Raw genomic sequence first — 26,263 nt, 5'->3', positions numbered from 1 at the left:
CCCATGATTAGCAAAGAAGGCCTTACCCACCACATCTCCGCGCAGTTCAACGCCGAGCTTGAGGAAGTGCGCAGCCACCTCCTGGCGATGGGCGGCCTGGTGGAGAAGCAAGTCAACGATGCGGTCACCGCGCTGATCGAGGCCGACTCGGGCCTGGCCCAGCAAGTGCGTGAGATCGATGACCAGATCAACCAGATGGAACGCAACATCGACGAAGAATGCCTGCGCATCCTGGCGCGGCGCCAACCGGCGGCCTCGGACCTGCGCTTGATCATCAGCATCTCCAAGTCGGTGATCGACCTCGAGCGTATCGGCGACGAAGCCACCAAGATCGCCCGCCGCGCCATCCAACTGTGCGAAGAAGGCGAAGCGCCGCGCGGTTACGTGGAAGTGCGCCATATCGGCGACCAGGTGCGCAACATGGTGCGCGATGCCCTCGATGCGTTTGCGCGCTTCGATGCGGACCTGGCGCTGTCGGTGGCTCAGTACGACAAGGTCATCGATCGCGAATACAAGACCGCCCTGCGTGAACTGGCGACCTACATGATGGAAGACCCGCGCTCTATCTCGCGTGTCTTGAGCATCATCTGGGTGCTGCGCTCCCTGGAGCGCATCGGCGACCATGCGCGCAATATCTCGGAATTGGTGATTTACCTGGTGCGCGGCACCGACGTTCGGCACATGGGCCTCAAGCGCATGAAAGCCGAAGTTGAAGGCAATGCTGATCTTATCCCTAATGTTCCGGGCGAATCTGACGATAAGTAAGGTTGCCCGAGAAATTAACGCCCGGCCATTGGCCGGGCGTTTTCGTTTGCGGCGAGCGGAATTTATTGCGGATAGGGCCAAATAAGTCCTAACGTGACTGCAGAGTTTTGGCAAACTGCCATCAGTCAGGCGTACTGCCAGCAAGGTTTTATAGGATGAAGGGTCGATGAGCAAAGTCAGTGTGTTGGTGGTGGATGACGCCTCGTTTATTCGCGACCTGGTGAAGAAGTGCCTGCGCAATTACTTCCCCGGGATCCAGATCGAAGATGCGGTGAACGGCAAGAAGGCGCAATCCATTCTGATGCGCGAGTCTTTCGACCTGGTGCTGTGCGACTGGGAAATGCCAGAGATGTCCGGGCTTGAGCTGTTGACCTGGTGCCGCGAGCAAGCCCATCTGAAGGCCATGCCGTTCGTGATGGTGACCAGCCGTGGCGACAAGGAAAACGTAGTGCAGGCGATCCAGGCCGGTGTTTCCGGTTACGTCAGCAAGCCGTTCACCAACGAACAATTGCTGAACAAGGTCAAGCAGGCGCTGCACAAGATCGGCCGCCTCGACGCGTTGATCGCCAGCGCGCCGACCAAGATGAACTCGGCCTTCGGCAACGACTCCCTGAGCGCGCTGACCGGTGGCAAGCCTGATGCCGTCAAGCCGGCACCAGTTGCCGCCGCCCCGAGCAGAGGCCTGCTCAACAGCGCGCCTGTCACCGCCGCCCCGGCCCCTTCGCCTGCCGGCGGACGTGGTCAAGGCCAGTTGCGCCTGTCCAGCGGCACCCAGCAATGCGTGATCAAGGCGCTGAGCATCAAGGAGGCGTTGTTGGTGGTGCGTCGCGGTGAGGTCCTGCCCCAGGTGCTGGAAAGCGCCGTGCTCGACCTTGAGCAAGGCGAAAACGCTGAAGTGGCGCGCCTCAATGGCTACCTGCACGCGATCGTTGCCTACGAGCCCAAGCCCGACAGCGACTGGCTGCAACTGACCTTCCGGTTTATCGACCAGGATGCGCAGAAGCTGGACTACATCTCCCGCCTGATCGCGCGGGGCACGGCGCAGAAGCATTTCGTGCCGGGTGCTTGATCCGAAGGATGGCTACTTACCAATGTGGGAGGGGGCTTGCTCCCGATTGCGGAGTATCAGTCACTGTATCGGGTGGCTGACACACTGCTATCGGGAGCAAGCCCCCTCCCACATTTGGTTTGCGTTCCTGCAGTCAGTCCAGCATTAGCACCTTGGCCAGCACGATCTTCGGCCCTTTCATCTTCTTGATGATGATCCGCAAGCCTTCAACCTCCAGCACTTCCTCTTCTTCCGGCACCCGCTTCAAGGTGTCGTAGATCAGGCCCGCCAGGGTTTCGGCTTCGATGTGGTCCAGGTCGACGCCGAGCAGGCGCTCTACCTTGAACAGTGGGGTGTCGCCACGCACCAGCAGCTTGCCCGGCTGGTAGGCGAGGATGCCGCGCTCGGCCTTGCGGTGTTCGTCCTGAATATCGCCCACCAGCACTTCCAGCACGTCTTCCATGGTCAGGTAGCCAATGATCTTGCCATCGGCTTCTTCCACCAGGGCGAAGTGCGCGCCGCCTTTGCGGAACTGCTCCAGCAACTGCGACAACGGCATGTGGCGCGATACGCGCTCCAGCGGGCGGGTCAGTTCGGCCAGGTTGAACGACTCGGGGATATGGTCCAGGGCCGCCAGTTCCAGCAGCAGGTCCTTGATGTGCAACAGGCCCACAAACTCATTGCGCACCGCGTCATACACCGGGTAACGGCTGAATTTATGGCGGCGGAACAGCGCGAGGATTTCCTTGAGGGGCGCGTTGAAGTCCAGGGTAACCAGGTCTTCCCGGGAGTTGGCCCAGTCCACCACTTCCAGTTCGCCCATTTCCACGGCGGAGGCGAGTACGCGCATGCCTTGGTCGCTGGGGTCCTGGCCACGGCTGGAGTGCAGGATCAGCTTGAGTTCTTCGCGGCTGTAATGGTGTTCGTGATGCGGGCCGGGCTCGCCTTGACCTGCGATGCGCAAGATAGCATTGGCGCTGGCGTTGAGCAGGTAGATCGCCGGGTACATCGCCCAGTAGAACAGGTAGAGCGGCACGGCGGTCCACAGCGACAGCAATTCGGGCTTGCGGATGGCCCAGGATTTGGGGGCCAGCTCACCGACCACGATGTGCAGGTAGGAAATCACGAAGAAGGCGGCAAAGAACGACACGCCCTTGATCACTTCCGGCGACTCAACGCCTGCGGCGCCCAGCAACGGCTCGAGGATATGGGCGAAGGCCGGCTCACCGACCCACCCCAGGCCCAGGGAGGCGAGGGTGATGCCCAGCTGGCAGGCCGACAGGTAAGCGTCGAGCTGGCTGTGCACGGTGCGCAGGATCTGCCCGCGCCAGCCGTTGGTGTGGGCGATGGCCTCGACTCGCGTCGAGCGCAGTTTGACCATGGCAAATTCCGCCGCAACGAAGAAACCGTTGAGCAGTACCAAGACCAGTGCAAATAGAATCATGCCGAAATCGGCGAAAAGTGTAGCGAGGGTGATACCAGGGGAAGGGTCCATGATGGGGTTTTGCAGGTTCCGTATGTTCAATAAGGGGGGAGCAGGCCTGAAAAGCAGGCGCAAGTCGGCCAATGTAGCGGCTGACGGGGCGCTTGCCTAGTACTCACTGCCGGGCGGGGCCTGGAATGCGCCCTTCAAGACACTGCAAGTCCAAATGTGGGAGGGGGCTTGCCCCCGATAGCAGGGTGTCAGTCAGCACATCTGAAACTGATACACCGCTATCGGGGGCAAGCCCCCTCCCACATTAGTCTTGTAGCGTCTGCGGGTTATTCGTCGGTGCCGATCACCTGCGAGCGGGTCACCTGCGCGGGGGGAAAGTGGCAGGTAAACGTGCTGCCGTGTCCCAGCACGCTGCTGATTTCCAGGCGGGCGCGATGGCGCAGCAGCACGTGCTTGACGATCGCCAGGCCCAGCCCGGTGCCGCCGGTGTTGGAGTTGCGGCTGGAATCGACGCGGTAGAAGCGTTCGGTCAAGCGCGGCAGGTGCTTGGCGTCGATGCCGATGCCGGAATCCTGCACGCTCAGGTGCGCGCCGTGTGCGTCAGCCCACCAGCGGATGCGGATGTTGCCGTTGTCCTGGGTGTATTTCACCGCGTTGAACACCAGATTGGAGAACGCACTGCGCAGCTCGCCTTCGCTGCCCTTGAGCAACACCAGCGGGTCGGCTTCCAGGGTAATGTGCTGGCCGCGCTCGCCGGACAGGGCCTTGGCGTCATTCTTGATGGTGTACAGCAGGCTCTGCACGGCCACGGGGTGGTTGTCCGACGGATAATCAGTGGCTTCAAGCTTGGCCAGCAGCAACAGGTCGTTGAGCAGGGTTTGCATGCGTGAGCCTTGCTGCTGCATTTGCTGCAGGGCGCGACTCCAGCGCGGGTTGATCGCCTCGACATTGTCGAGCAGCGTCTCCAAATAGCCGCAGATCACCGTCAACGGTGTGCGCAGTTCGTGGGAAACGTTGGCGACGAAGTCTTTGCGCATCTGTTCCAACTGATGGATGCGGGTCACGTCGCGCACCAGCATCAAGTGCTCGTTGTTGCCGTAGCGCGTCAGGTACAGCTGGATACGCACGCGGTCGTTGGTGGGCGAGGGGATTTCCAGGGCTTCTTCGTAGTTGTCCTGCTCGAAGTATTCCTTGAAGCGCGGATGGCGCACCAGGTTGGTCACCGGCTGGCCGCTGTCCTGGGGCGTCTTGAGGCCCAGCAGGGTCTCGGCGGCGCGGTTCCACCATTCCAGGTTGCCGTCGCTGTCGAGCATGATCACCGCGTCCTTGAGCGCGGCAGTGGACTCCTGTACCCGGTCGATCACCGCTTGCAGGCGCCCGCGCACCCGTTGGTCGCGGCGTTGCAGGTGGTAGATGCTGTCGAACACCTCGCCCCACAGGCCGTAGCCATCGGGCGGTGCTTCGTCGGGTTTGTGCTGGCGCAGCCATTCATGCAGGCGCAGCAATTGTTTGAGGGTCCAGCCCAGGTACAGGGCGATGCCGATGGCCAGGCTCCAGCCGTAATAACCACTGATCAGCCCGACCAGCAGGCAGCCGGTGATCAGCAGGAGCATGTGGCGAATCAGGGTGCCATGCCAGTTTTGGTTCATGGAGCGTCCTTGGGAGCAGCTTTAAGTTTCAAGCTGCAAGCTTCAAGTCAGAGCGAGGCGGTTTTGTCTTGCCGCTTGTAGCTGATCACTTGCAGCCAGGTTTCAACCTTTGGTTGAAAACCGGTAGCCCGTGCCGCGCACGGTTTGTACCAGATTCTCATAGGCATCGCCCAAGGCTTTGCGCAGGCGGCGGATATGCACGTCGACCGTGCGCTCCTCCACGTACACATTGCCGCCCCACACCTGGTCCAGCAGTTGGCCGCGGGTGTAGGCGCGTTCCTGATGGGTCATGAAAAACTGCAGCAGGCGGTATTCGGTCGGGCCCATTTCGGCCGGCTTGCCGTCGATGGTCACTCGGTGGCTGATCGGGTCCAGGATCAGGCCGTCGACTTCGATCGGCGCTTCGCCATCGGTCGGACCGGCCCGGCGCAATACGGCTTTGAGGCGCGCGACCAGCTCTCGAGGGGAAAAAGGCTTGGTGATGTAGTCATCGGCACCGACTTCCAGGCCCTGGATCTTGTTGTCCTCTTCGCCCTTGGCGGTGAGCATGATGATCGGGATATCCCCGGTCAGCTCGTCACGCTTGAGGCGCCGGGCCAGTTCGATGCCGGAGGTGCCGGGGAGCATCCAGTCGAGCAGGATCAGGTCCGGCTTGCGGTCGACGATAATGGCATGGGCCTGCTGGGAGTTCTCCGCCTCCAGGCAGTCATAGCCGGCCATTTCCAACGCAACGGCGATCATCTCGCGAATGGGCGCTTCGTCGTCAACAATCAGAATGCTCCTGCCAACCATGCTCAAAATCCTCTTGTCATTTAACTGTCTTGCGCCGCATTAGATAACGGAATTATTGCAGTCGTGTGACAGTAATTTAGACGCTTGGGCAATTCACGGCACTCTGGACTACCCTTTGGGTCCGAATCCTGACAACCACAAAAGGAAGGTTCCGATGACTTACAGCACGATTTCCTGGAAAGCCCTGCTGGTAGCGGCCGCATTGACGCTGCCGGGCGTGGCATTCGCCGCAGAACCTGCGATGACGAAAAATGGGATGTTGGTCGATCACAAAGGCTTGACCCTCTACACCTTCGACAAGGATGCCGATGGCAAATCAGTGTGCAAGGACCAGTGCGCGACCAACTGGCCGCCACTGAAGGCGGAGTCTACCGATACCAAGGCTGGCGACTGGACAGTCATCACCCGCGACGACCAGACCAGCCAATGGGCCTACAAAGGCAAGCCGGTCTACACCTACAAGGATGACAAGAAGGCCGGAGACAAGACCGGTGATGGCAAGGGTGGGGTTTGGCACATCATCAAGCCTTGAGGCTGTTGCGCCTCTAAGATCATCGGGGGCAAGCCCCCTCCCACAATTGATTTGTGAACGCTTTCAAATGTGGGAGGGGCTTGCCCCCGATAGCGTCAGAACAGTCACCGCAATCCTCTCATCGCAACCCGTAGTCAGCCACAATCCCCACGAAAATCGCCAACCCCGCCCAATGGTTGTGCAAGAAGGCCTTGAAGCACTTCATGCGATCCCTGTCCCGGGTGTACCAGAATTCCCAGGCAAAACAGCCCGCCGCCGCCAGCAGCCCGAGGTGAAACCAGCCGCCCAGCTCGAACCGAGCCCCCGCGAGCAACAGGCACACCAGCGCCAGGCCCTGCAGGGTGAGAATGATCACACGGTCAGCATCACCAAACAGAATCGCGGTGGATTTCACCCCGATCTTCACGTCGTCGTCGCGGTCGGTCATCGCGTAATAGGTGTCGTAACCCACCGTCCACAACAGGTTGGCGATGTACAGCAGCCACGCCTCGGCCGGCAGGTGGCCGGTCTCGGCCGTGAACGCCATCGGCATGCCCCATGAAAACGCCGCGCCCAACACCACCTGCGGGTAATAGGTGTAGCGCTTCATGAACGGATAGCTCGCCGCCAGTGCCAGCCCGCCGAGGGACAGCAGGATGGTGCTGGCGTTGGTCAGCAGCACCAGCAGGAAGCTGACGCCCATCAACAGCGCAAAAAACACCAACGCCTCTTTCGAACTGATCCTGCCGCTGACCAGCGGACGTTGCTCGGTGCGTTTCACATGGCCGTCGACCTTGCGATCGGCCCAGTCATTGATCACACAGCCACCGGCACGGGTCAGCACCACGCCCAGCACGAAAATCATGATGTTGAGCAGCGACGGCGAGCCCTTGCCGGCGATCCACAGCGCCCATAGCGTCGGCCACAGCAGCAGGTAGATGCCGATAGGCTTGTCCATGCGCGTCAGCTGAATGAAATCCCAGGCCCTGGGGCTCAGGCGATTCAAGGATTTGAGTGCGCGTTGATACATCAGCGGTTCTCCGGATGGTCCTGCAGCACCTGCCAGAAACTCGGCAGGAAAACTTCCGCCACCAGCACGCTCAGCGAGCCACGATCAAAGCGCGAGCGACGTGCCCACAGCCCGTCGGCCTGATCCGCCGTGGGTAGCCATTGACCTGGGTAATGGCACACCTCGATCGGCTGGCGGGTAAAGGCGCGGTCGCAGAACAACAACTCGCCCAGCGACCGGCTGCCCAACTCATCCATATGCAAGCCGTCGCCCTGCAACGCGTCGCGCGACGCGACACTGCGGGCAAATACCCAAGGTTGGCCATGCCCGCGCAAATACACCTCGCGTACCCAGCCGATAGTCGCCGGGGGCAGGTCCAGCGCCGCGCATTCATCGTCGCGCAACGCTTGCCAGCCCTCGAGCAGCGGCGTCACGCTGAAGCCGTTCGCGGACAGCCCCGTCAGCCGCCGCGTCAGCGAGCCTTCATCGAACAGCCAATCGAGGGTCAGGGGCGCAGGCATTGGGCTCAGCAGGCTCTGGGGCAGCCATCGGCAAGCATCGGAAGGGGTGATTGAGTGCGGCACGGCGAGTCAATATTGGCAGCAAAAGAGGCGGCGAGCTTACCATGACGACCTGAACTTTTGCCGCGCTGAACCGGCCGTTTGCGCCGATCGTGCTTGCATCTGCCGGCCGCGATCAGTACAAAACGCCCTGAGCCGAGCGGCAGCGCAGGTTTATCGACCGTCGGCCAAGATGCCTGGACCCTGAGGAAGCAAGTAATGAAGAAGTGGCAATGTATCGTCTGTGGCCTGATTTACAACGAAGCGGATGGCTGGCCGGATGACGGAATCGCTCCTGGCACCCCGTGGCAGGACGTCCCGGAAGATTGGCTGTGCCCGGACTGCGGCGTGGGCAAAATGGATTTCGAAATGATCGAAATCGGCTAATTCGAAGTTTACGAAACGTACTACAAGGAGAAAGGAATGAACGCACCTGTCGTGATCATTGGCACAGGATTGGCCGGTTACAACGTAGCTCGGGAGTTTCGCAAGCTCGACGGCGACACCCCATTGCTGCTGATCACCGCAGATGACGGGCGCTCCTACTCCAAGCCCATGCTTTCCACCGGGTTCGGCAAGAACAAGGAAGCCGATGGCCTGAGCATGGCTGAACCTGGTGCCATGGCCGAGCAGCTCAAGGCGCAAGTGCGCACCCACACGCGTATCAGCGGCATTGACCCAGGCCACAAGCGTCTGTGGATCGGCGAGGAATCGGTGGCCTATCGTGACCTGATCCTGGCGTGGGGCGCAGAGACTGTCCGCGTACCCGTGGAGGGTGACGGCGCCGAGCTGGTTTTCCCGATCAACGATCTCGAAGACTACGCCCGCTTTCGCGCCGCCGCTGCCGGCAAACGCCGCGTGCTGCTGCTCGGCGCCGGCCTGATCGGCTGTGAATTTGCCAACGACCTGATCCTTGGCGGCTATGAAGTCGATCTGGTCGCGCCGTGCGAACAAGTCATGCCGACCCTGCTGCATCCGGCGGCGGCGGCTGCGGTGCAAGCCGGGCTGGAAGGGCTTGGCGCGCGTTTCCACCTGGGGCCGGTGCTCAACCGCCTGCTACGCAATGCTGACGGCCTCGAAGCCCATCTGTCTGACGGTGAAGTGATCCAGTGCGACCTGGTGGTGTCCGCCATCGGCCTGCGCCCACGCATAGATCTGGCGGCGGCGGCCGGCCTGCAAGTCAACCGGGGCATCATGGTGGATCGTCACCTCAAGACCTCTCACGCTAATATTTACGCCTTGGGCGACTGCGCCGAAGTCGATGGCTTGAACCTGCTGTACGTCATGCCCTTGATGAGTTGCGCCCGCGCCTTGGCCCAGACCCTGGCAGGCAACGCCACGGCCGTCAGCTACGGGCCGATGCCGATCACCGTAAAAACCCCGGTCTGCCCGCTGGTGGTCTCACCGCCTCCACGCGGCAGCGAAGGCGTATGGAGTGTCGAAGGCGAGGGCGCCGACATCAAGGCCCTGTGCCGCGACGCCAGCGGTCGCCTGCTGGGCTATGCGCTGACCGGTACCGCCGTCATGGAAAAACTGGCATTGAATAAGGAACTTCCGCCGCTGCTGGCGTAAATGTCGGTCGTTCTGTCGGAATCAGCCTCTTCTTACCTGTAGAAAGGTCGCGGCGAGGCTGGCGGAGCGTGCGAGGGCATGCCATCCTCACTCCCGTCTGCCGCAGAGTAGAGCCTGCGGCGCCTTGGCGCTGCTCCACCAGAGAGCAGCACGGACATAACAACAAAAAACCGTCAAAGAGGCTTCATATATGCGTAAACCAGATCTCGCAGCCGCCATCGCTGAAAAAGCCGATCTCACCAAAGAACAGGCCAACCGCGTACTCAACGCCGTTCTCGAAGAAATCACCGGCGCCCTGCACCGCAAGGACAGCGTTACCCTGGTCGGCTTCGGCACTTTCCTGCAACGCCACCGCGGCGCCCGCACCGGCAAAAACCCGCAAACCGGTGAGCCTGTGAAGATCAAGGCCAGCAACACCGTCGCTTTCAAGCCGGGTAAATCGCTTAAAGACAGCGTCAATCCGTAATAAGCGGGACCGCCCCAAGGGAGGCGGGATGGTATGAAAAAAAGGGCACGCCGACGGGATCGGGTGCCCTTTTTTTGGTCTTTGTGTTTGTGTGATCAGCTAAATTGAACGAGGAAGTAGCCCCCTATTTCGCCTTCTTTCATTTTTTTCGCTCGATTATCGGCAAATACATAACCTATGCCGCCACCGAATATACCTTCGTGACGAGCGCTTAATTTTGCGATATCGGCGTCGGTCAACTGAGCCAGGAAATAGTAGCGAGGGTTTTCATACAGAGGGTCTTGCAGCCATGCCGGGCGCCCTAGAACCTTGCTGATACCCACCCCACATTCCACGTCTTCCAGTTCTTCTTCCATTTGTTCGGGAGTCAACGGTTGCTGTGCGATGTACCTTCGCGGAATCGGGTCAGCCAATGTAGCGGGTGTGAGCTCAGCGGAAGCGAGCGTGTGAAGCAGGACACGGCTATGGCCAGTTTGAAGTGTCTGCATCTCGCTTTGTTGATGAACAACCAACTTGCGTACCGATGAGCGTGTGTAGGTTTCGTCATTTCGCTCAACGCTGACAAACACCGTCAGCGCCATTCCAGGTGGAATGAATGGCACGCTCAGGAACGTTGAAGTCATCATCATCACGGGCAGCATCAATTGCCCGGTTTGCGGGTCTTTAGGCCAGAGAGCGAGATCTTTCAGCCACGCGCCTCCACCTACCTGTCCAAGGCTATGATCCTGCTCTGAAAGAATGATTTGGTTGATGCCCATAGCGCGTGATCCTTTAGAAACAACCTTTTCGTTTGGCGAATGAGGTGGCGGAGCGCCTCGCCGTTCTGGCCTGTTGTTGCGTAATGATGCCGGTTTTGACCAGCGAGTTGTGTATGGCTTGAGACATGAGGCGAATTTCCAGCTTGCCGCGCTTGAGCATTTGGTTAGGGCCCATGCCGCGCGCGCGTCGCAAACGATTTTCCTCGGCATGTACCATGTCGTGATGCTTAGGTGACAACGCAATGGACGGGTTGCCCTTGTAGCGACGGCCTTTGGCAATACCTTTTTCTTCCAAGAATTTATTACGGACAATCTCGTGTGCTTCAAGCCCATCGTTCTTGTGCGCCTTGGCACCGTAACCTGCGACCTCACCTTCTTTTAGCAGTCCAAGCGGGTCGATCCACCCGGCTGTATTGGGTGCGTACTGATAGAGGTTATAACCCCCCGCTAACCCAATCGGATCCGGCGTCGTAAACCGTCCCACATCCGGATCATAAAACCGAAACGTGTTGTAGTGCAGCCCGATCTCCCGATCCAGGTACTGCCCCTGAAACCGCACATTCTGCTCTTCGATAAAATACGCTTCACGCACTTCTTCGACCGTGTTCCCCCATACCTGATACCGCGCCTGCCACACGGTTTTCCCGTCAGCTTCGGTCAGTTGTTCAGGCAACCCATTCAGGTCGTTGTGGTAGTACCGCACGCTCTGATGCTCGCCGGTCCCGTCCACGCGAGCAAGCGGTGCATAGCCGTCGTCTTCATAGATATAGAGGCTGGTCTGGCTGTGCCGATGTTCCTGCAGCAGGCGCAGGCCTTCCCAATCAAAGCGGGTTTCGCCCAACGGGTAGCCGTTGCTGTCCTGTTCGGTTTTAGCGATGCGCCGCCCGAGTGGGTCGTAGGTCATGTTCACGACCGTTTCGCGCCCGTCTTTCTGGCTACGCACCTGGATCAAGCGATGCTCGGCGTCGTAGGCGAAATATTGCACACCCTGCACAGCGCTGCGCTTTTCGATCATTCGACCGAAACCGTCATATCGGTAGCGTTTGTCCTGGTAGGTCAACAGCTTGTTGTGCACCACCAGTCCCGCACTGGTCGCCGGCCCGTCCAGCAGGTTCGCGGCAGCATCGTAGGCAAACGTTTCTCGCTGGCCCTGGGCGTTGTCCTGGCTGGCGATAATGCGTCCAGTCGCGTCGTAGTGCAGCAATTGGCGTTGATCGCGGTGTTTTTCCCGGTCGCGCTCCAGGCGGCCGATCAGGTTATCGGCCGGGTCGTAGTCGAAGTGTTTTTGCTGGGCGGCTGGCAGTTGCGTTGGCTGGCCACTGGGGCGGCGTATCCGCGAGCGCAGGCGGCCGCTGCGGTCGTATTCGCTGCGCGTGGTGATCTGGCCTTGGGTACGCAGGACTTCACGGTGCAGGCGATCGCGCTCGAAGTCGCTGATGACGCGGCCGTCGAGATTGATCTGATGCAAGTGGCCGCTGCCGTAGTACAGGCGATTGAGCCAACGGCCGTCGGGCAATTGCGTCTGGATCAGGTTGCCCAGTTCATCGTAGTGGTAGTTCAGGCTCCCGGCGGCGCTTTGTTCGGTGAGTAGTTGGCCGCATGGGTCGTAGGCGAAAGCCAGTGTCTGGGTGGTTTCGTCGTTGCCGGTAAAGGTGATACCGGTGAGTTGGTCCAACGGGTCGTAGGCGTATTCGGTGCAGCCATCACGGGTGTGTTTGAGCAGCAGGCGGCCAACCGCGTCCCGTTCGAGACGATGCACGATTGAAGGCTCAGGTGCCTGTCCGGTAGGCACGTACTCGACAGCGGCTACGTTATCAAGAAGGTCATAGGCATAACGTCGAGCGCTGCCATCGAGGTCTTGTTGCTCTACAAGGCGGTCGCATGGGTCCCAGGTAAAGCGGTAACTCTCACCGTTTTCATTGGTCAGGGTCTGGAGGTGCCCATAGGCGTCGTAGCGGAACTCAATCTGCCGGCCGTGGGCATCTATTCGTTGGCGCACGTGCCCGCGACGACCGTATTGGTAGCGGGTGGTTTGACCTGCGGCATCGATATAGCCGATCAACAAGCCGCTGGTATCGCGCAGGTACTGCTCGATGCGGCCGTCTGGCATTTCGCTCTGCAACAGCCTGCCTTGGTTGTCGTGTTGATAACGCTGCCGCTCACCCAAGGCGTCAATGACGACCTGCAAATGACCTTGGCGGTCGTACTCGAATGCTGTGGGGTACCCAGAACAATCGATATGCTGGATTAACTGTCCGGTTTCATTCCAGCGCAGGGTTTTGCTTTTACCCGTGGCGTCGATGATCTCCACCACCTGTCCAAACGTATCGTAGCGATACCGTGTGACATGCCCCAACGGGTCGATTTCACTGACGCAATTGCCCCGCTGGTCGTACTGATATTGCCATGCGTGGCCTGCCGCATCGGTCTCCACCAGCGGCAGCGACCAATGCTCCAGCCACAACGTTGACTCGATGCGCCCCAACGGATCCTGGGTGCTGCACAGGTTGCCGGAATCGTCGTAGCCGAACTGCCATTTGCCGCCTTGCGGGTCAGTCGCACTGAGCAACTGACGCTCGTCATTCCATTCAAATTGCCAGGTTTTCCCCAGGTTGTCGGTGTACTCGGTTATCTGGTACTGCGGGTTCCAGCGCCGTGTGCTGACCCGTTGCAAGCCGTCAGTTATGCGTGTGACGCCGCTCGGCAGGTCGTAGTCGAACCGGTACTCGTCACCTTCGTCAGTCCAGTGCCGCACGACGCGCCATTCGCTACCGTCCACGCAGTCCCATTGGTAATAGCAGCGCAGCCCGGTAGGCAGCTGGTGCTCGATCATGCGTTGGCCGCTGTCGTAGGCGAAACGGCGTTGCACGTTGGTGGCGTTATCGCGAACTTCGGCCAGATCGCTGCGGGCGTCGTAGCGGTAACTGACAAGAGGCTCTCGACTGTGATCGGGGTATAGCCGCTCGATGTGCTCCACCCGGGCAGGCCATTGCTGGCTGTAGCCCAGTTCGATGCGCACCTGGTCGAAAGTATCTCGCAGTCGGCTCAGACGACCCTGGCTGTCGTAGTCGAGAAAAATACGGTTGTCATTACGATCCCCCAACTGACTGAGGCGCAGGTGAAAGGGCGCGCCCGGGGTTGGCTCGAACAGCCGATAGAGGCCGTCGACGCTTTCGATCAGCAGTTGACCATTGGTGTTGCGCCGCACGCTCAAGCCTTCGCCGGCACTGAACACGGCGCCTCCCAATGGGATGACGCCCATGTCGATTTGTCGTGCCTGTTCGTCGGTATAGATCAGCCGCTCCCCGCCGTCAGGGTGTGCCTGGATCGCGGCAAACACCTCGTAGATCACGCTCCAGCCGGCACCGAACAAACCGTTGCGGCGCTCATCCCGGCTGCTGTAGTAGCGTTGCCATTCGATCGGCAGCAGGCCTGGAAGAGCGAAGTCCAGGTCGTCTTCACCATCGAGGATTTTAGCGCCGGTTGAGCTATGCACCGGATTGGGCGAACCGACCACTGCCGAGGTAATGGCATTGGTCACCTGGCTGGTACCCCACGAAACCAGTCCGCCTACCACCATACACGGCAGCTTGCTGAAGAACTTCGAGCCGCCACCGCGCAGCATCAACAGTGCGGTCACCGCCAGCCCGACACCGGGCGTCTTGCCACTGCGGATCTCGCGGACCACCACCGGGCTACCGCCAATACGCACGTTGCTGGAGATCATCCCCGACTCGACAATCGATGCGTCGCAGGTACTTCGGTCACCGCTGCGGGCGGCCGGCTGGCCATTAATCGTGACCTTGCTGGAGCCTTCGGCAATGAACTGAGGTGGCATGGGTGGATGCTTGGTGCAAATCACGATGTCCAGCGGTTTGGGAACAGCACCCGGCGCAGGCACCGCCACGGTAGGGCGCCACATCTGCGAGAAAAAGCCCTTGGCCATGTCCAGGTAGCTGGCTTCCTCGGGAGTGCCGCCTTCGGCAGGTTGCGGGCTGACCGGGCCGATTGCGCCTGCGGCACGCGCAGCGGGTATGCCGTTGGTGAAGGTGTTATGTGAGCCGGTGGCAATAGTCGCCATCACGACCGGCGGAAACAGGGCATTGCCTAGCCAGTCACAGACCTTTGTCAGTCCCTTGTCCGCCCCCGTCTTGCTCATGCCGATGCCGACGATGATGCCCACCACTGCGCCCAGCACAAAGCAGCCCAGCCCGCCGGTGACGACGGTAATACCGGTCGCCGCCACCACGGCGGCTGTCGCGACCGCAGTAATCGCTATGTTGGCTGCGACTTCCAGTACACCGCCCAGAATGTCGGCCATCGCAGAGGTGTGCAGCAGGCCGTCGCCGAGACGTGCCGCCCAGAGTGCGTCAGACATGGAGGAGAGGCTTCAAGGCTGCGGATTCAGCAACAGGGTTTGTTTGATAGTCGCCCAGTGCGCATTTTCAGCGTCGCCCAGGGGCTGGGCTTTGACATAGCTCAGAGCAAGCATTTGCCGGGTACCCGGTATCACTAGCGCCAACTGATACTGATGTATGCGCTCGGCACCTTTGCTGAACTGGTTATGCACTTCGATGGCGTCGATATCCTGCGCTGCGCCCACTCGCACGGCCTGGGCGGGTTGGTAGCGCAGGTCTTGCACTTGTTTCTGCAGCTTGGTCAGTTGTTCCTCGAAGTTGCTCTGCAGTGTTTCGCCATCGCTGAGAAGGCTGCGGCTGACGATCAATGACGTACCCAGGGCGGCAAACTTCAGAATATTGATGGAAGCATCCTGAACCTCATCGCTGGGCAGGGTGAATTGAAATTCATTGAGTCGATAAGTCATTAAACACAGTTCTCGTTATTGGCCGGAAGACGGCTTGGGGAACATGGAATTGACGGCAGCGTCGATGTCGCCCTTGACCCCTTGGCCCATGGGGGTTGTACCGCCTTTACCGCCAATATTCAGGTGCAGTTTGCCCCCTGTATTAATTTCAGAGCTGCCTTCGGAGTACACATTGATCTGAACACCAGTGAGGTTGATCTGCCCGCTGGCATTGAGCTCCAGCACGCTTTTGCCACAGACCAAACGCAGGTTTTCGCCCACTTCGATCAGGTAGCTTTTACTGATGGCGTCTGTCTTGCTGAACCCCACCATGAGCATGTCGTCGTGCTTGACTGCGCGTACACGGTCGTTGCCGATGGTCACCACCTCGTCATGCCCAATACTCTTATTCCGGTCATGCCCCACCGAATGGCTCTCATCCACCTCCACCACAATGTCCTGGTTACGCTCGGCATGGATGTACAGCTGCTCCAGCCCCTTCTTGTCCTCCATGCGGATTTCATTGAAGTTGGCCGGCGTGCCGCCTTTGCTGGAGCGGCTTTTCATGCCGCTCTGGGTGGCGTTTTCCGGCAGGTCGTAAGGTACGGTTTGCTCAGCGTTGTACACGCGCCCGGTGATGATCGGTCGGTCCGGGTCGCCTTCGAGGAAGCTGACGATCACTTCCTGGCCGATCCGTGGGATCTGCATCGAGCCCCAGTTCTTGCCGGCCCAGGATTGCGATACGCGGATCCAGCACGAGCTGTTCTCGTTGGACTGGTCGTGGCGGTCCCAGTAGAAGTGCACCTTCACGCGGCCGTATTGGTCGGTCCAGATTTCCTCGCCCTTGGGGCCCACCACCAGCGCGGTCTGCGGGCCTTTGACGACGGGGCGGTGGGTGCTGGCCAACGGGCGAAAGCTCTGCTGGGCGTCGATGCAGGTGAGGCTGCTTTCGAACTGCGCGCCGCCTGCGCCGCCGCCGCTTTCCAGGCTTTCCTGAACGATGTAGTAGCGACAGCCGACGATCAGGTATTCGCGGTTCTGGTCCTGGCGGCTGAAGCCGGTGAGGCTGAACAAGTGGCCCGAACCCAGGCCACGGGCATTACCGGCGAACTCGATCTGTTCATGCAGGGTTTGCAGGGCTTCGATGCGGGTGCGCGCGTAGTGTTCGCCGTCGGCGCTCTGCACGTAGGTGCCGGGATAGTCGTACAGCGGATAGTCGCCGGCGGTGTGCGGGCGCGGCATGGCTGAGCGCACGTCGATGCTGGCGCTGGGGCGCTGGAAATCGTAGTCGTTGAGCTCCAGCGAACCCGGCTGCACTTCCTGCGCCAGGTGCCAGTTATGCATATGGTCGCGTTCGCGCTGCTGCTCGTCCTTGGGGTAATACGGGATCGACGCGTAGCCGGGCACCGTGGTGTGGGCGCCGTAGGCGTCGGCCAGCACCAGCACGTGACGGTCCTGCTCGTGGCGGAAGAAGTAGTAGATGCCTTCCTGTTCCATCAGGCGGCTGACAAAATCGAAGCTGGTCTCGCGGTACTGCACGCAGTATTCCCACTCGCGATACGGCCGGCTCAGGGCATCTTCGAAGTCGGAAAAACCCAGGTCGCGGAACACCTGCTTGATGATCTGCGGGATGCTCAGGTTCTGAAAAATCCGGCAGTCGGAGGTGCGGCTGAGCAGCCACAGCCAGGGGCGCAGCGTCACCTGGTAACTGGCGAACTGGCCCTGATCGATGTTCTGGCTGCAGCGCGCGACGATGCCGTGAAAGTGCCGCTCGCCACCGTCGGCCAGTTGCAGGCCGACACTCATTGGCTTGCCCAGCAACTGGTTGAGGTCGATGTTGGCGTCCAGGGACGTCAGTTGCAGCTCATAGTTGAACAGCCTTCCTAACTCTTCACCGCCACCCATTTCATTGAGCAGCAGCACATCCGGCCCGAGAGGGCTGGTGATTTTGGCCAGGCGTGAGGCTTGGTTGAATAGCATCGGTTAACCCGTAAATTGCGTAATGACTGACAAAACCGAATCCAAATGTGGGAGGGGGCTTGCCCCCGATAGCGGTGTATCAGGTTAGAAATTTCTGGCTGACCCACCGCCATCGGGGGCAAGCCCCCTCCCACATTTTGAGCAGTATTTCGTCAGATCAATCGCTGAAGTCGTAGTGCAATTCATTATCCCGGCTGCTGATGCGCACCCCCGCCAGCGCCTTGCCTTCGAGCATGCGCGTGAGGAATTCACGGCTCATGTCCGGCAGCAGGCTGTTGGTCAGGATGGTGTCGATCATGCGCCCGCCGCTTTCGGTTTCGGTGCAGCGTGAGACGATCAGGTCGACCACCGCGTCGTCGTAGTCGAAGGCGACCTTGTGGGTATTCTCCACGCGCTTCTTGATGCGGTTCAGTTGCAGGCGAGTGATCGCCTTGAGCATCTCGTCGCTCAGCGGGTAATAGGGAATGGTTACCAGGCGGCCGAGCAGCGCGGGTGGGAAAATCTCCAGCAGCGGCTGGCGCAGGGCCTTGGCGATTTCCTCGGGCTCGGGGATGTTCGCCGGGTCTTTGCAGACGCGGGAAATCAGCTCGGTACCGGCATTGGTGGTCAGCAGGATCAAGGTGTTCTTGAAGTCGATCACCCGGCCTTCGCCGTCTTCCATCACGCCCTTGTCGAACACCTGGAAGAAGATTTCATGCACATCCGGGTGGGCTTTTTCCACCTCGTCCAGCAGCACCACGCTGTAGGGTTTGCGCCGCACCGCTTCAGTCAGCACGCCGCCTTCGCCATAGCCGATATAGCCCGGTGGCGCACCTTTGAGGGTGGAAACCGTGTGGGCTTCCTGGAATTCGCTCATGTTGATGGTGATCACATTCTGCTCGCCGCCGTACATGGCTTCGGCCAGGGCCAGGGCGGTTTCGGTCTTGCCCACACCCGAGGTGCCTGCCAGCATGAACACGCCAATCGGCTTGCTCGGGTTGTCGAGGCCGGCGCGGGAGGTCTGGATGCGCTTGGCGATCATCTGCAGGGCGTGGTCCTGGCCGATGATGCGTTTCTTGAGGTGCTGGTCGAGGTTGAGTACGGTTTCCAGTTCGTTGCGCGCCATGCGGCCCACCGGAATACCGGTCCAGTCGGCGACCACCGAGGCCACGGCCTGGTAATCCACGGTGGGCAGGATCAACGGGGTTTCGCCTTGCAGGGCGCTGAGGCGCTGTTGCAGGTCCACCAGTTGGGCGCGCAATTCGTCGTTGCCGCTGTCGACTTCGCCGATTTTTTCACGCAGCGTTGCGCGGGTGGCGAGCAGCTCATCCACCAAGGCTTTCTCGTCGGCCCAACGGCTTTCCAGGCTGGCCAGGCGCTCACGCTCGGCCGTCAGCAGCGCTTCGCTGTTGGTTTGACGCGCGCCAATCGCAATGCCGATCGCATGTTCCCGGGCGATGATTTGCAGTTCGGTTTCCAGCGCTTCGATACGGCGACGGCTGTCGTCCACTTCGGCAGGCACCGCGTGCAGGCTGATGGCGACGCGGGCGCAGGCAGTGTCCAGCAGGCTCACGGATTTGTCTGGCAACTGGCGCGCGGGGATGTAGCGGTGGGACAGCTTCACCGAGGCTTCCAGGGCTTCATCGAGAATCTGCACCTGATGGTGTTTCTCCATGGTCGAGGCCACGCCGCGCATCATCAGCAGCGCTTTGTCTTCCGACGGCTCGGCAACTTGCACCACCTGGAAGCGGCGGGTCAGGGCCGGGTCTTTTTCGATGTGCTTCTTGTACTCGGCCCAGGTCGTGGCGGCCACGGTACGCAAGGTGCCACGGGCCAAGGCAGGCTTGAGCAGGTTGGCCGCATCGCCCGTGCCGGCCGCGCCACCGGCACCGACCAGGGTGTGAGCCTCGTCGATAAACAGGATGATTGGCTTGGCCGAGGCCTGCACGTCTTCGATGACTTGGCGCAGGCGCTGTTCGAACTCGCCTTTCATGCTCGCGCCGGCTTGCAGCAAGCCCACGTCGAGGCTGCGCAGTTCCACGTCCTTGAGCGCCGGCGGTACATCGCCGGCGACGATGCGCAGGGCGAAACCTTCGACCACGGCTGTCTTGCCCACCCCGGCTTCACCGGTGAGGATCGGGTTGTTCTGGCGCCGACGCATGAGGATATCCACCAGTTGGCGAATCTCTTCATCGCGCCCCACGATCGGGTCGAGCTTGCCGCTGCGCGCCTGTTCGGTCAGGTCGACGGTAAACCGCTTGAGCGCTTCCTGCTTGCCCATCGCGCTGGGGGCCATGGCGCCGCTGGCTTCGCCGGGAACACCGGCATTGAAACCATCGCTGGCGCCGAGGGCATTCTCAGGCGAGTCGCCGACGTATTCATCAAAACGCTCGCTCAAGGCCTCGGGCTTGATCTTGTCGAACTCGGCCGATAAGCCCAGCAACGCATGGCGCAGGCTCGGGGTTTTCAGGATGCCCAGCACCAGGTAACCGGTGCGCACCTGGCTTTCGCCGAACATCAGGCTGCCGTACACCCAACCGCGCTCCACGGCTTCTTCCACATGGGACGACAGGTCAGTGATCGAGGTCGAGCCACGCGGCAGGCGGTCCAGGGCTTCGGTGAGGTCGCGGGCCAGGCGCGCCGGCTCCACGTTGAACTGGCGGATGATGCGGTGCAGGTCCGAATCCTGCAGTTGCAGCAACTGGTGAAACCAGTGGGCCAGTTCCACATACGGGTTGCCCCGCAGTTTGCAGAACACGGTGGCGGCTTCGATGGCCTTGTAGGCCACGCTGTTGAGTTTGCCGAACAGTGCGGCGCGACTGATTTCACCCATGCTCTGGATTCCTTGAGGTGGTGGCGTGATCGGCGTAATGCCGTGCCAGGATTAGGTCGTTGGCGTCATGCGCAGGTTGGCCGAGCCAGGTGTTGAAGCCCAGGCGGAACTGGCCGTTGAGTTGCAGCGCCGGGACTTCGGGTTGTTGCAGAACCAGGTTCAAGTCCCAGTCCAGTTCATGGCCCAGGTACTCGGCGACCCACGCCACCAGCTCGTTGAACGGCTGGTGGCCGGGCAGCATGCCCATGTAATCGTCGAGTTTCAGCGGCCCGAGGCGAATGCGGAATTTGTGCTGGCGGTCCCACACATGGCTGCCCAGGCAAAAATCCACGCCGAGCCGGTTGGCGCTGACGCCGACGCGGCTGAGTTCGGGCAATTCCAGCCACTGGCCGACGTATTCTTCGATTTCCACCGGCAAGCTGAAGTACTCGCTGAGGATGGCCTTCAAGCCATCCGGGTAACGGGTCTGCGCCGACAGGTGGCCGCTGTAATGCAGCTTCGCCGTGTCGGGGATCAAGCCCTGGTTGAGCAAGCTCGGCATGCCTCGGCCACTCAAGGCGGCGAGGCGTGCGGACCAGTAGTCATCATCCGGGCGGTCATGGCTGACCGTCGGGCGTGCCTCGGCCCAGGCCCGGTAGAACAGGGTCAGCAGGCGATGGTGGAACACATCCAGGAACTGTTTGCTGGTGCTGTCGGCATTGTTGCGCTGGCGCTCGCGCACGTACTCGGTGATATGCAGCGGCAGCGGGCCGTTGGGGCCGCCGAGGCCGAAGAAGAACTGCTCCAGCCGCGCCGGCTTGCCGTCACCGCCGGGGTCGACCGAGGCCAGTGTGGCCGGGGCGAAGGTGCAATCGGCCCGTTGGCCCAGGCGCAGCGGGTCATCCGCCAGGCGCAGAGAATGGCCCAGGCGCGGCAGGTCCGGCGATTCGCACTCGATACGCCGCAGCGCCTGGAAGAAGTCATATTCCCAGGGCTCCTGGTGCATCGCGTCCAGGGTACTCACAGGGTCGGACGACGTCCGGGCTTGGCTTTCCATCGCATGATCTCGCCGCGTTCGGTGGTACGGATCACCGTCTCGGTAAAACTGTTGATCGACACGTAGCGTGCCAGGAAGCGTTCCAGCACCGCACCAAGCAGGAACACGCCGGTGCCGCGAAACGCGTTTTCATCGAATTCCAGGGTGATCTCTAACCCGCGGCCAAACACAATCGGGCCCGGCATTGGCAGGCGTCGGGTCACCGCCTTGCTGCTGACGTCGCGCAAGCCTTCGATCTGCAATTGCAGGGCGGCGTCGTTGCTGTCGCCGTACAGGCGCAACAGCTCACGCAAGGCACCGGCGCCCTGGCCCTGTTCGCTTAAGGAAAGGTAGTTGAGCGACAACTGGCTGATCAGCCGCCAGGCCTTGGCATCGTGGGCATGGCTGGGGCGCGGGCGGCTGGGACCTGCGACGCACCGCACCGAGAGCACTGGGGCGCTGTCGGCCAGGGTGAAATCGGTCTTGCCGTTGCCCACGCTCATGAACAGCGGCAGGTCGCGGTTGGTGCACAGTGCGGTCACACCCAACTGGCGCAGATCATGGCGGTACGGTGCTTGCCGGCTGTCCACCAGGCTGACGAAGGTTTCGCTGCCCACATAGGTGGAACGCGGGCCGTTGCGGCGCTGGTCGCTGGACAGCACACGCGGTTCGCGGCGCACCGTGTAATAGGCTTGGTCGCGGCCGTAGCGGGAGGGATCGCGCACCGCGTAAAACGGCAAAAATGGCTGCTCTGGCCCGGTGCCATGGCCGGTGATGCCGCTCAACGAATGAATCTCGAAATCCATCGGCCGCGTGCGGTCGGCGATCACATGGTGTTCGTTGACCCGGTCGGACAGGTGGATGCGGTCCACGCGTTTGGGGAACAGGTTGATCGCCGGCGTGCAAAACGGCAGGAACTGCGCCGCGCCGACGCTGCCCTCCAGGCTCGGTTCGTGACGGTCGAACAGCACGATCAATTCCAGCTCTTGGCCGTCGCAGCGTTTGACCGCACGGCTCAGTTCGGCGAATTCAACGAACAGGAAGCGGTGGGGCAGGGCGAAGTATTCCTGCAACAACCGATAGCCCTGGAACGCACGCGCCACCACCGGCATGGCCGCGTCGGCATCGTCAAAGCCCCGTGAGCGCAAGGCGTCCTGAGGCAAGCGCTCAACCCAATCACCGCCGGGCTTGCGTGCGAACACCGCACAGGCGTTGCCCAGCAATTGTTCATAGAGGCGGAACGGTTGCTCATCGGCGCCGCTGAGGTACAGCGGCAGGTTATCCAGGTCGAGGCTGTTGAATGGCAACTCGGCGCCGGTGCGCAGGGTCAGGCGCAAGCCGGCCTTGGCTTTCGGTTCGCTGGCGGCCAGGCGGCCGAGCACGGCTGCAGGGTTGCCGAAGTATTCGGCATTGCTCACCTGCAACGGCCACAGCGTCACCGGGTGCGCGGTGCGGTACTCGCAGCAGGTCTGGGTTTCACGGCCCAGGGCGGCGCGCAGTACTGTGTCGCGGGGCAGGGGGAAGCCGCTGGCGAGGGAGCCTTCGTCGGGGTCGGTCTGCAGTTGCACCACGGTCATCGACGGCGTGGGCGCCAGGTAATGCGGGTAGGCGATTTCCAGCAGGTTGTGGGTGAAGGTCGGGTACTCGGCGTCGAGCTTGAGCTGCACGCGGGCGGTGAGGTAGGCAAAGCCCTCGAGCAGGCGTTCGACGTACGGGTCGGCGCAGTCCATGCCGGACAGGGTCAGCCGACTGGCGATCTTCGGGTATTCCTTGGCGAACTCGGCGGCGCTTTCGCGCACATGGTGCAGTTCCTGGTTGTACAGCTCCAGCAGGCGCGGGTTCATGGGCGCCTCCGTTGGTCGGCGTTCACTACACGCACATGGCCGGACTCCAGGTCCAGGTCGGTTTGCAGCAGCAGGCGCAACGGCACCGGCTGGGCCCACAGGTCGCCTTCGATCTCGAAACTCAAGGCGTTGTGGTTCATTTCACCCTGGCCGACGCGGGCTTTGACGCGCAGCGTATGGCGCAGGATGCGCGGCTCGAACGTCGCGATGGCTTGGTAGATCAGCGCTTCCAAGGCCTTGATGTCTACGCTGGAAACGCTGTTGCCCGCCAGCGCCGGCAGGCCGTAATTGACCACCGAGGTGCCGGCCGGGGTATGCAGCGTGGCATCGGCATCGAGCAACGACGTGGTGTTGAGCAGCCACGCCAGGTCGCGCAATACCGAGGCTTTCAATTGGGTCAGGGACAGCACGCGTTTGTCCGCGCTTTCCTTGGGATTGGTTGGGTCGTCGTCGGTCAGCCGGTCCAGCAGGGACGGTTGCAGACGGTCGCGGGAAGCGATTTCAGTTACCACCAAAGCAGCTCCACGGACGGGTTGCGAGAGGAACACAAGGTTTGCGACCGTGGCGTGAAACCACGGTCACAAGGGCTATCAGCGCTTGGTGTTGGAACGGATGTTCCAGCCAAACTTGATCGCGCCGCCGTCTTTGGTGCCGTCGGCTTTCTGCGGCTGGTAGTCGACCATCACTTGGGCGAAGTTCAGGGTGACGTTCTCGGTCAGGCGGTCATCGGTGCCCGAACCGCCGGTGCTCAGCGAGGTCACCAGGACTTCTTCCAGGTTGATCACCATGTACTCGACCTGGCTTTCGCCACCGGCCTTGCGCACGGTCAGCTTGACCTTGTCGATGTGCTTGCCGCTGGCGCAGTGCATCATCAGGTTCGGCGACGCCTTGTCGACGTATTTGGTCAGCGACAGGTCCTGGATATTCACCTTGCCCGCGCCGCCGCCACCGCCCACATGCATGTTGCCGGACTGGGCCATGCCCCAGCTCCAGTTCAGCACGTCGATCTCGTCCTTGTGGGCCTTGTCCATGGACTCGCCCTTGATGTCGCCGATCTTGATGAAAATATCAACAGCCATGTTTTCTCCCTGTGTGGCCCAGGCCACTTGATTTGGTGATCGTTCCCACGCTCTGCGTGGTAACGCATCCTGTGACGCTCTGCGTTACTGGGACGCAGAGCGTCCCCGGGCGGCATTCCCACGCGGAGCGTGGGAACGAGCGAGTTACTTAAGCGCTCTTGGCCGAAGGCAGCTTCGATACCAAACGCAACGACACCGTCAGCCCTTCGAGCTGGTAGTGCGGGCGCAGGTAGAACTTGGAGTTGTAGTACCCCGGGTTGCCTTCCACTTCTTCCACGATCACTTCGGCGGCTGCCAAGGGATGCTGGGCCTTGGTGGTTTCGGTGGAGTGCGCCGGGTCACCGTCGACGTAGTTGAGGATCCAGTCCTGCAACCAGCGCTGCATTTCGTCCTTCTCTTTGAAGGAGCCGACCTTGTCGCGCACGATGCACTTCAAGTAGTGCGCGAAACGGCAGGTGGCGAACAGGTACGGCAGGCGCGCGGCCAGGTTGGCGTTGGCGGTAGCGTCCGGGTCATCGTATTCGGCCGGTTTCTGCAACGACTGGGCGCCGATGAACGCGGCGAAGTCGGTGTTTTTCTTGTGCAGCAGCGGCATGAAACCGTTCTTCGCCAGTTCCGCTTCACGGCGGTCGCTGATGGCGATTTCGGTCGGGCACTTCATGTCCACGCCACCGTCGTCGGTCGGGAACGTGTGGGCCGGCAGGTTTTCCACTTCACCGCCGGACTCGATGCCACGGATGCGCGAGCACCAGCCGTAGTGCTTGAACGAACGGTTGATGTTCACCGCCATCGCGTACGCGGCGTTGGCCCAGGTGTACTTGGAGCTGTCGGCGCCGTCGGTGTTTTCTTCGAAGGCGAAGGCTTCCACCGGGTCGGTCTTGGCGCCGTACGGCAGGCGCGCCAGGAAGCGTGGCATGGTCAGGCCGATGTAGCGCGAATCTTCCGATTCACGCAGCGAACGCCAGCCGGCGTATTCCGGGGTGGTGAAGATCTTGGTCAGGTCGCGCGGGTTCGACAGTTCCTGCCACGAGCCCATGCCCATCACGGTCGGCGAAGCCGCAGCGATGAATGGCGAGTGCATGGCGGCGCAGACTTTCGACAGCTCGCCCAGCAATTCCACATCGGGCGGCGACTGGTCGAAGTAGTAGTCGCCTACCAGGCAGCCGTAAGGTTCGCCGCCGAACTGGCCGTATTCTTCTTCGTACATCTTCTTGAAGATCGGGCTCTGGTCCCACGCCGTGCCTTTGAATTTCTTCAAGGTCTTGTGCAGGTCCGGCTTGGAGATGTTGAGCACGCGAATCTTCAGCTGCTCATCGCTCTCGGTGTTGTTGACCAGGTAGTGCAGGCCACGCCAGGCGCTTTCCAGCTGCTGGAAATCCTGATGGTGGATGATCTGGTTGACCTGGGCGGTGAGCTTGGCGTCGATGGCGGCGATGATCGATTCGATCGACTTGATCGCGTCGTTGGACACCAGGTCGGTTTGCGCCAAAGCCTGTTCGGCCAGGGTGCGCACGGCGGTTTCCACGGCTTCGCGGGCGCGCTCGGTCTTGGGCTTGAATTCTTGCATCAACAGCGAGGCGAACTCGCTGGTCTCTTCGGTGGCGCCCAGGTTGGACGCGCCTTCGCGAACGGTATTGTCAGTCATGCTTACTGCTCCCCTGCAGGCTTGGGCGCACTGGCAAGTGCCTGGAGCAGTGCCGGGTCCTTGATCGCCTTCATGATGATTTCTTCGGCGCCGGTCTTGCCGTCCATGTAGGTCAGCAGGTTGGCCAGTTGGGTGCGGGCTTCGAGCAGCTGGTTCAAGGAATCGACCTTGCGCGCCACGGCGGCCGGGCTGAAGTCGTCCATGCTTTCGAAGGTGATGTCCAGGCTCAGGTTGCCTTCGCCTGTCAGCTCATTGGGTACGTGGAACGCCACGCGTGGCTGCATGGCCTTGAGGCGGGAGTCAAAGTTGTCGACGTCCACTTCAAGGAACTTGCGGTCGGCCACGGGTGCCAGCGGCTCGGCAGGCTTGCCGGCGAGGTCGGCCATCACGCCCATGACGAAGGGCAGCTGGACCTTTTTCTCGGCGCCGTAGAGCTCGACGTCGTACTCGATCTGCACTCGAGGCGCGCGGTTGCGCGCGATGAATTTCTGAGAACTTTGCTTCGCCACGTTGCTGCTC

Annotated in this window: 22 protein-coding genes; 6 read left to right on the top strand and 16 right to left on the bottom strand. The window is 61.2% G+C overall.

The annotated features are described in order from the left end of the window. The first annotated feature begins 3 nt into the window (after window positions 1-3). Window positions 4-765, top strand: coding sequence for a phosphate signaling complex protein PhoU (phoU, locus tag C4J89_RS26390; protein WP_065953276.1), 762 nt, complete (start codon window positions 4-6; stop codon window positions 763-765). A gap of 166 nt (window positions 766-931) precedes the next feature. Further along, a complete protein-coding gene (locus C4J89_RS26385; protein WP_124365016.1) occupies window positions 932-1,834 on the top strand; it encodes a response regulator in 903 nt (300 codons plus the stop codon). Between the two features lie 133 nt (window positions 1,835-1,967). On the opposite strand, the gene C4J89_RS26380 is transcribed toward C4J89_RS26385, so the two are convergent. The 3 genes from C4J89_RS26380 to phoB all read right to left on the bottom strand — a co-directional run bounded on the left by C4J89_RS26380 (window position 1,968) and on the right by phoB (window position 5,689). Then, the gene (locus tag C4J89_RS26380) at window positions 1,968-3,308 is read right to left on the bottom strand and encodes a hemolysin family protein (protein WP_124365015.1); all 1,341 of its coding nucleotides are present in this window, start codon (window positions 3,306-3,308) and stop codon (window positions 1,968-1,970) included. A gap of 266 nt (window positions 3,309-3,574) precedes the next feature. After that, entirely contained in the window at window positions 3,575-4,897 is a 1,323-nt protein-coding gene (gene phoR / locus C4J89_RS26375) for a phosphate regulon sensor histidine kinase PhoR (protein WP_124365014.1), read from the bottom strand. 102 nt (window positions 4,898-4,999) lie between these two features. Next, window positions 5,000-5,689, bottom strand: a complete 690-nt coding sequence (phoB, locus tag C4J89_RS26370) for a phosphate regulon transcriptional regulator PhoB (protein WP_003195617.1) — start codon at window positions 5,687-5,689, stop codon at window positions 5,000-5,002. A 154-nt stretch (window positions 5,690-5,843) separates the two neighbouring features. Between phoB and C4J89_RS26365 the strand changes: the two genes are divergently transcribed. Next, window positions 5,844-6,221: a hypothetical protein gene (locus C4J89_RS26365; RefSeq protein ID WP_124415935.1), complete on the top strand. Its 378-nt coding sequence runs from the start codon at window positions 5,844-5,846 to the stop codon at window positions 6,219-6,221. A gap of 118 nt (window positions 6,222-6,339) precedes the next feature. Here C4J89_RS26365 and ubiA read toward each other — a convergent pair whose 3' ends face one another. Both ubiA and C4J89_RS26355 read right to left on the bottom strand, forming a co-directional pair. Further along, window positions 6,340-7,230 carry a 4-hydroxybenzoate octaprenyltransferase gene (gene ubiA, locus C4J89_RS26360; RefSeq protein WP_124415934.1) on the bottom strand — a complete coding sequence of 297 codons (891 nt, stop codon included), beginning with the start codon at window positions 7,228-7,230 and terminating at the stop codon, window positions 6,340-6,342. Continuing rightward, window positions 7,230-7,793, bottom strand: a complete 564-nt coding sequence (locus tag C4J89_RS26355) for a chorismate lyase (RefSeq protein WP_124415933.1) — start codon at window positions 7,791-7,793, stop codon at window positions 7,230-7,232. The genes ubiA and C4J89_RS26355 overlap by 1 nt, the downstream gene beginning before the upstream one ends. A 195-nt stretch (window positions 7,794-7,988) precedes the next feature. Here C4J89_RS26355 and C4J89_RS26350 point away from each other — a divergent pair, with 195 nt between their 5' ends. The 3 genes from C4J89_RS26350 (at window position 7,989) to C4J89_RS26340 (ending at window position 9,807) form a co-directional block, all read left to right on the top strand. Then, window positions 7,989-8,156: a rubredoxin gene (locus C4J89_RS26350; RefSeq protein WP_095093029.1), complete on the top strand. Its 168-nt coding sequence runs from the start codon at window positions 7,989-7,991 to the stop codon at window positions 8,154-8,156. Window positions 8,157-8,192: 36 nt separating this feature from the next. Further along, a complete protein-coding gene (locus tag C4J89_RS26345) occupies window positions 8,193-9,341 on the top strand; it encodes an NAD(P)/FAD-dependent oxidoreductase (protein ID WP_124415932.1) in 1,149 nt (382 codons plus the stop codon). Between the two features lie 190 nt (window positions 9,342-9,531). Next, window positions 9,532-9,807 carry an HU family DNA-binding protein gene (locus tag C4J89_RS26340; RefSeq protein WP_003195589.1) on the top strand — a complete coding sequence of 92 codons (276 nt, stop codon included), beginning with the start codon at window positions 9,532-9,534 and terminating at the stop codon, window positions 9,805-9,807. Window positions 9,808-9,902: 95 nt separating this feature from the next. On the opposite strand, the gene C4J89_RS26335 is transcribed toward C4J89_RS26340, so the two are convergent. The 11 genes from C4J89_RS26335 to tssB all read right to left on the bottom strand — a co-directional run bounded on the left by C4J89_RS26335 (window position 9,903) and on the right by tssB (window position 26,253). Further along, window positions 9,903-10,565, bottom strand: a complete 663-nt coding sequence (locus C4J89_RS26335) for a hypothetical protein (protein ID WP_124415931.1) — start codon at window positions 10,563-10,565, stop codon at window positions 9,903-9,905. 13 nt (window positions 10,566-10,578) lie between these two features. Next, window positions 10,579-14,943 (bottom strand): RHS repeat-associated core domain-containing protein, encoded by a 4,365-nt coding sequence (locus C4J89_RS26330; RefSeq protein ID WP_256681764.1) that lies wholly within the window; start codon window positions 14,941-14,943, stop codon window positions 10,579-10,581. A 12-nt stretch (window positions 14,944-14,955) separates the two neighbouring features. Continuing rightward, entirely contained in the window at window positions 14,956-15,390 is a 435-nt protein-coding gene (locus C4J89_RS26325; RefSeq protein ID WP_124415930.1) for a DcrB-related protein, read from the bottom strand. A 15-nt stretch (window positions 15,391-15,405) separates the two neighbouring features. Continuing rightward, the gene (locus tag C4J89_RS26320) at window positions 15,406-17,349 is read right to left on the bottom strand and encodes a type VI secretion system Vgr family protein (protein ID WP_124415929.1); all 1,944 of its coding nucleotides are present in this window, start codon (window positions 17,347-17,349) and stop codon (window positions 15,406-15,408) included. Window positions 17,350-17,506: 157 nt separating this feature from the next. Beyond that, the gene (tssH, locus tag C4J89_RS26315; RefSeq protein WP_124365005.1) at window positions 17,507-20,161 is read right to left on the bottom strand and encodes a type VI secretion system ATPase TssH; all 2,655 of its coding nucleotides are present in this window, start codon (window positions 20,159-20,161) and stop codon (window positions 17,507-17,509) included. Beyond that, window positions 20,154-21,197 carry a type VI secretion system baseplate subunit TssG gene (tssG, locus tag C4J89_RS26310; RefSeq protein ID WP_124415928.1) on the bottom strand — a complete coding sequence of 348 codons (1,044 nt, stop codon included), beginning with the start codon at window positions 21,195-21,197 and terminating at the stop codon, window positions 20,154-20,156. The genes tssH and tssG overlap by 8 nt, the downstream gene beginning before the upstream one ends. Then, window positions 21,161-23,020: a type VI secretion system baseplate subunit TssF gene (tssF, locus tag C4J89_RS26305; protein WP_124415927.1), complete on the bottom strand. Its 1,860-nt coding sequence runs from the start codon at window positions 23,018-23,020 to the stop codon at window positions 21,161-21,163. Before tssF ends, tssG begins: the two co-directional genes overlap by 37 nt. Continuing rightward, window positions 23,017-23,532 (bottom strand): type VI secretion system baseplate subunit TssE, encoded by a 516-nt coding sequence (gene tssE / locus C4J89_RS26300; protein ID WP_042945974.1) that lies wholly within the window; start codon window positions 23,530-23,532, stop codon window positions 23,017-23,019. The genes tssF and tssE overlap by 4 nt, the downstream gene beginning before the upstream one ends. Before the next feature lie 78 nt (window positions 23,533-23,610). Further along, window positions 23,611-24,099, bottom strand: a complete 489-nt coding sequence (locus C4J89_RS26295) for a type VI secretion system tube protein Hcp (RefSeq protein WP_005792512.1) — start codon at window positions 24,097-24,099, stop codon at window positions 23,611-23,613. Window positions 24,100-24,247: 148 nt separating this feature from the next. Further along, window positions 24,248-25,744, bottom strand: a complete 1,497-nt coding sequence (gene tssC, locus C4J89_RS26290) for a type VI secretion system contractile sheath large subunit (RefSeq protein WP_065953261.1) — start codon at window positions 25,742-25,744, stop codon at window positions 24,248-24,250. A gap of 2 nt (window positions 25,745-25,746) precedes the next feature. Continuing rightward, window positions 25,747-26,253, bottom strand: coding sequence for a type VI secretion system contractile sheath small subunit (gene tssB / locus C4J89_RS26285; RefSeq protein ID WP_003195557.1), 507 nt, complete (start codon window positions 26,251-26,253; stop codon window positions 25,747-25,749). Between the last annotated feature and the right edge of the window lie 10 nt (window positions 26,254-26,263).

The organism is Pseudomonas sp. R4-35-07, assembly GCF_003852235.1.
Taxonomy (GTDB): domain Bacteria; phylum Pseudomonadota; class Gammaproteobacteria; order Pseudomonadales; family Pseudomonadaceae; genus Aquipseudomonas.
Note: the sequence above shows the minus strand (reverse complement) of the source record. Positions and strands in the feature narration are given on the sequence as shown.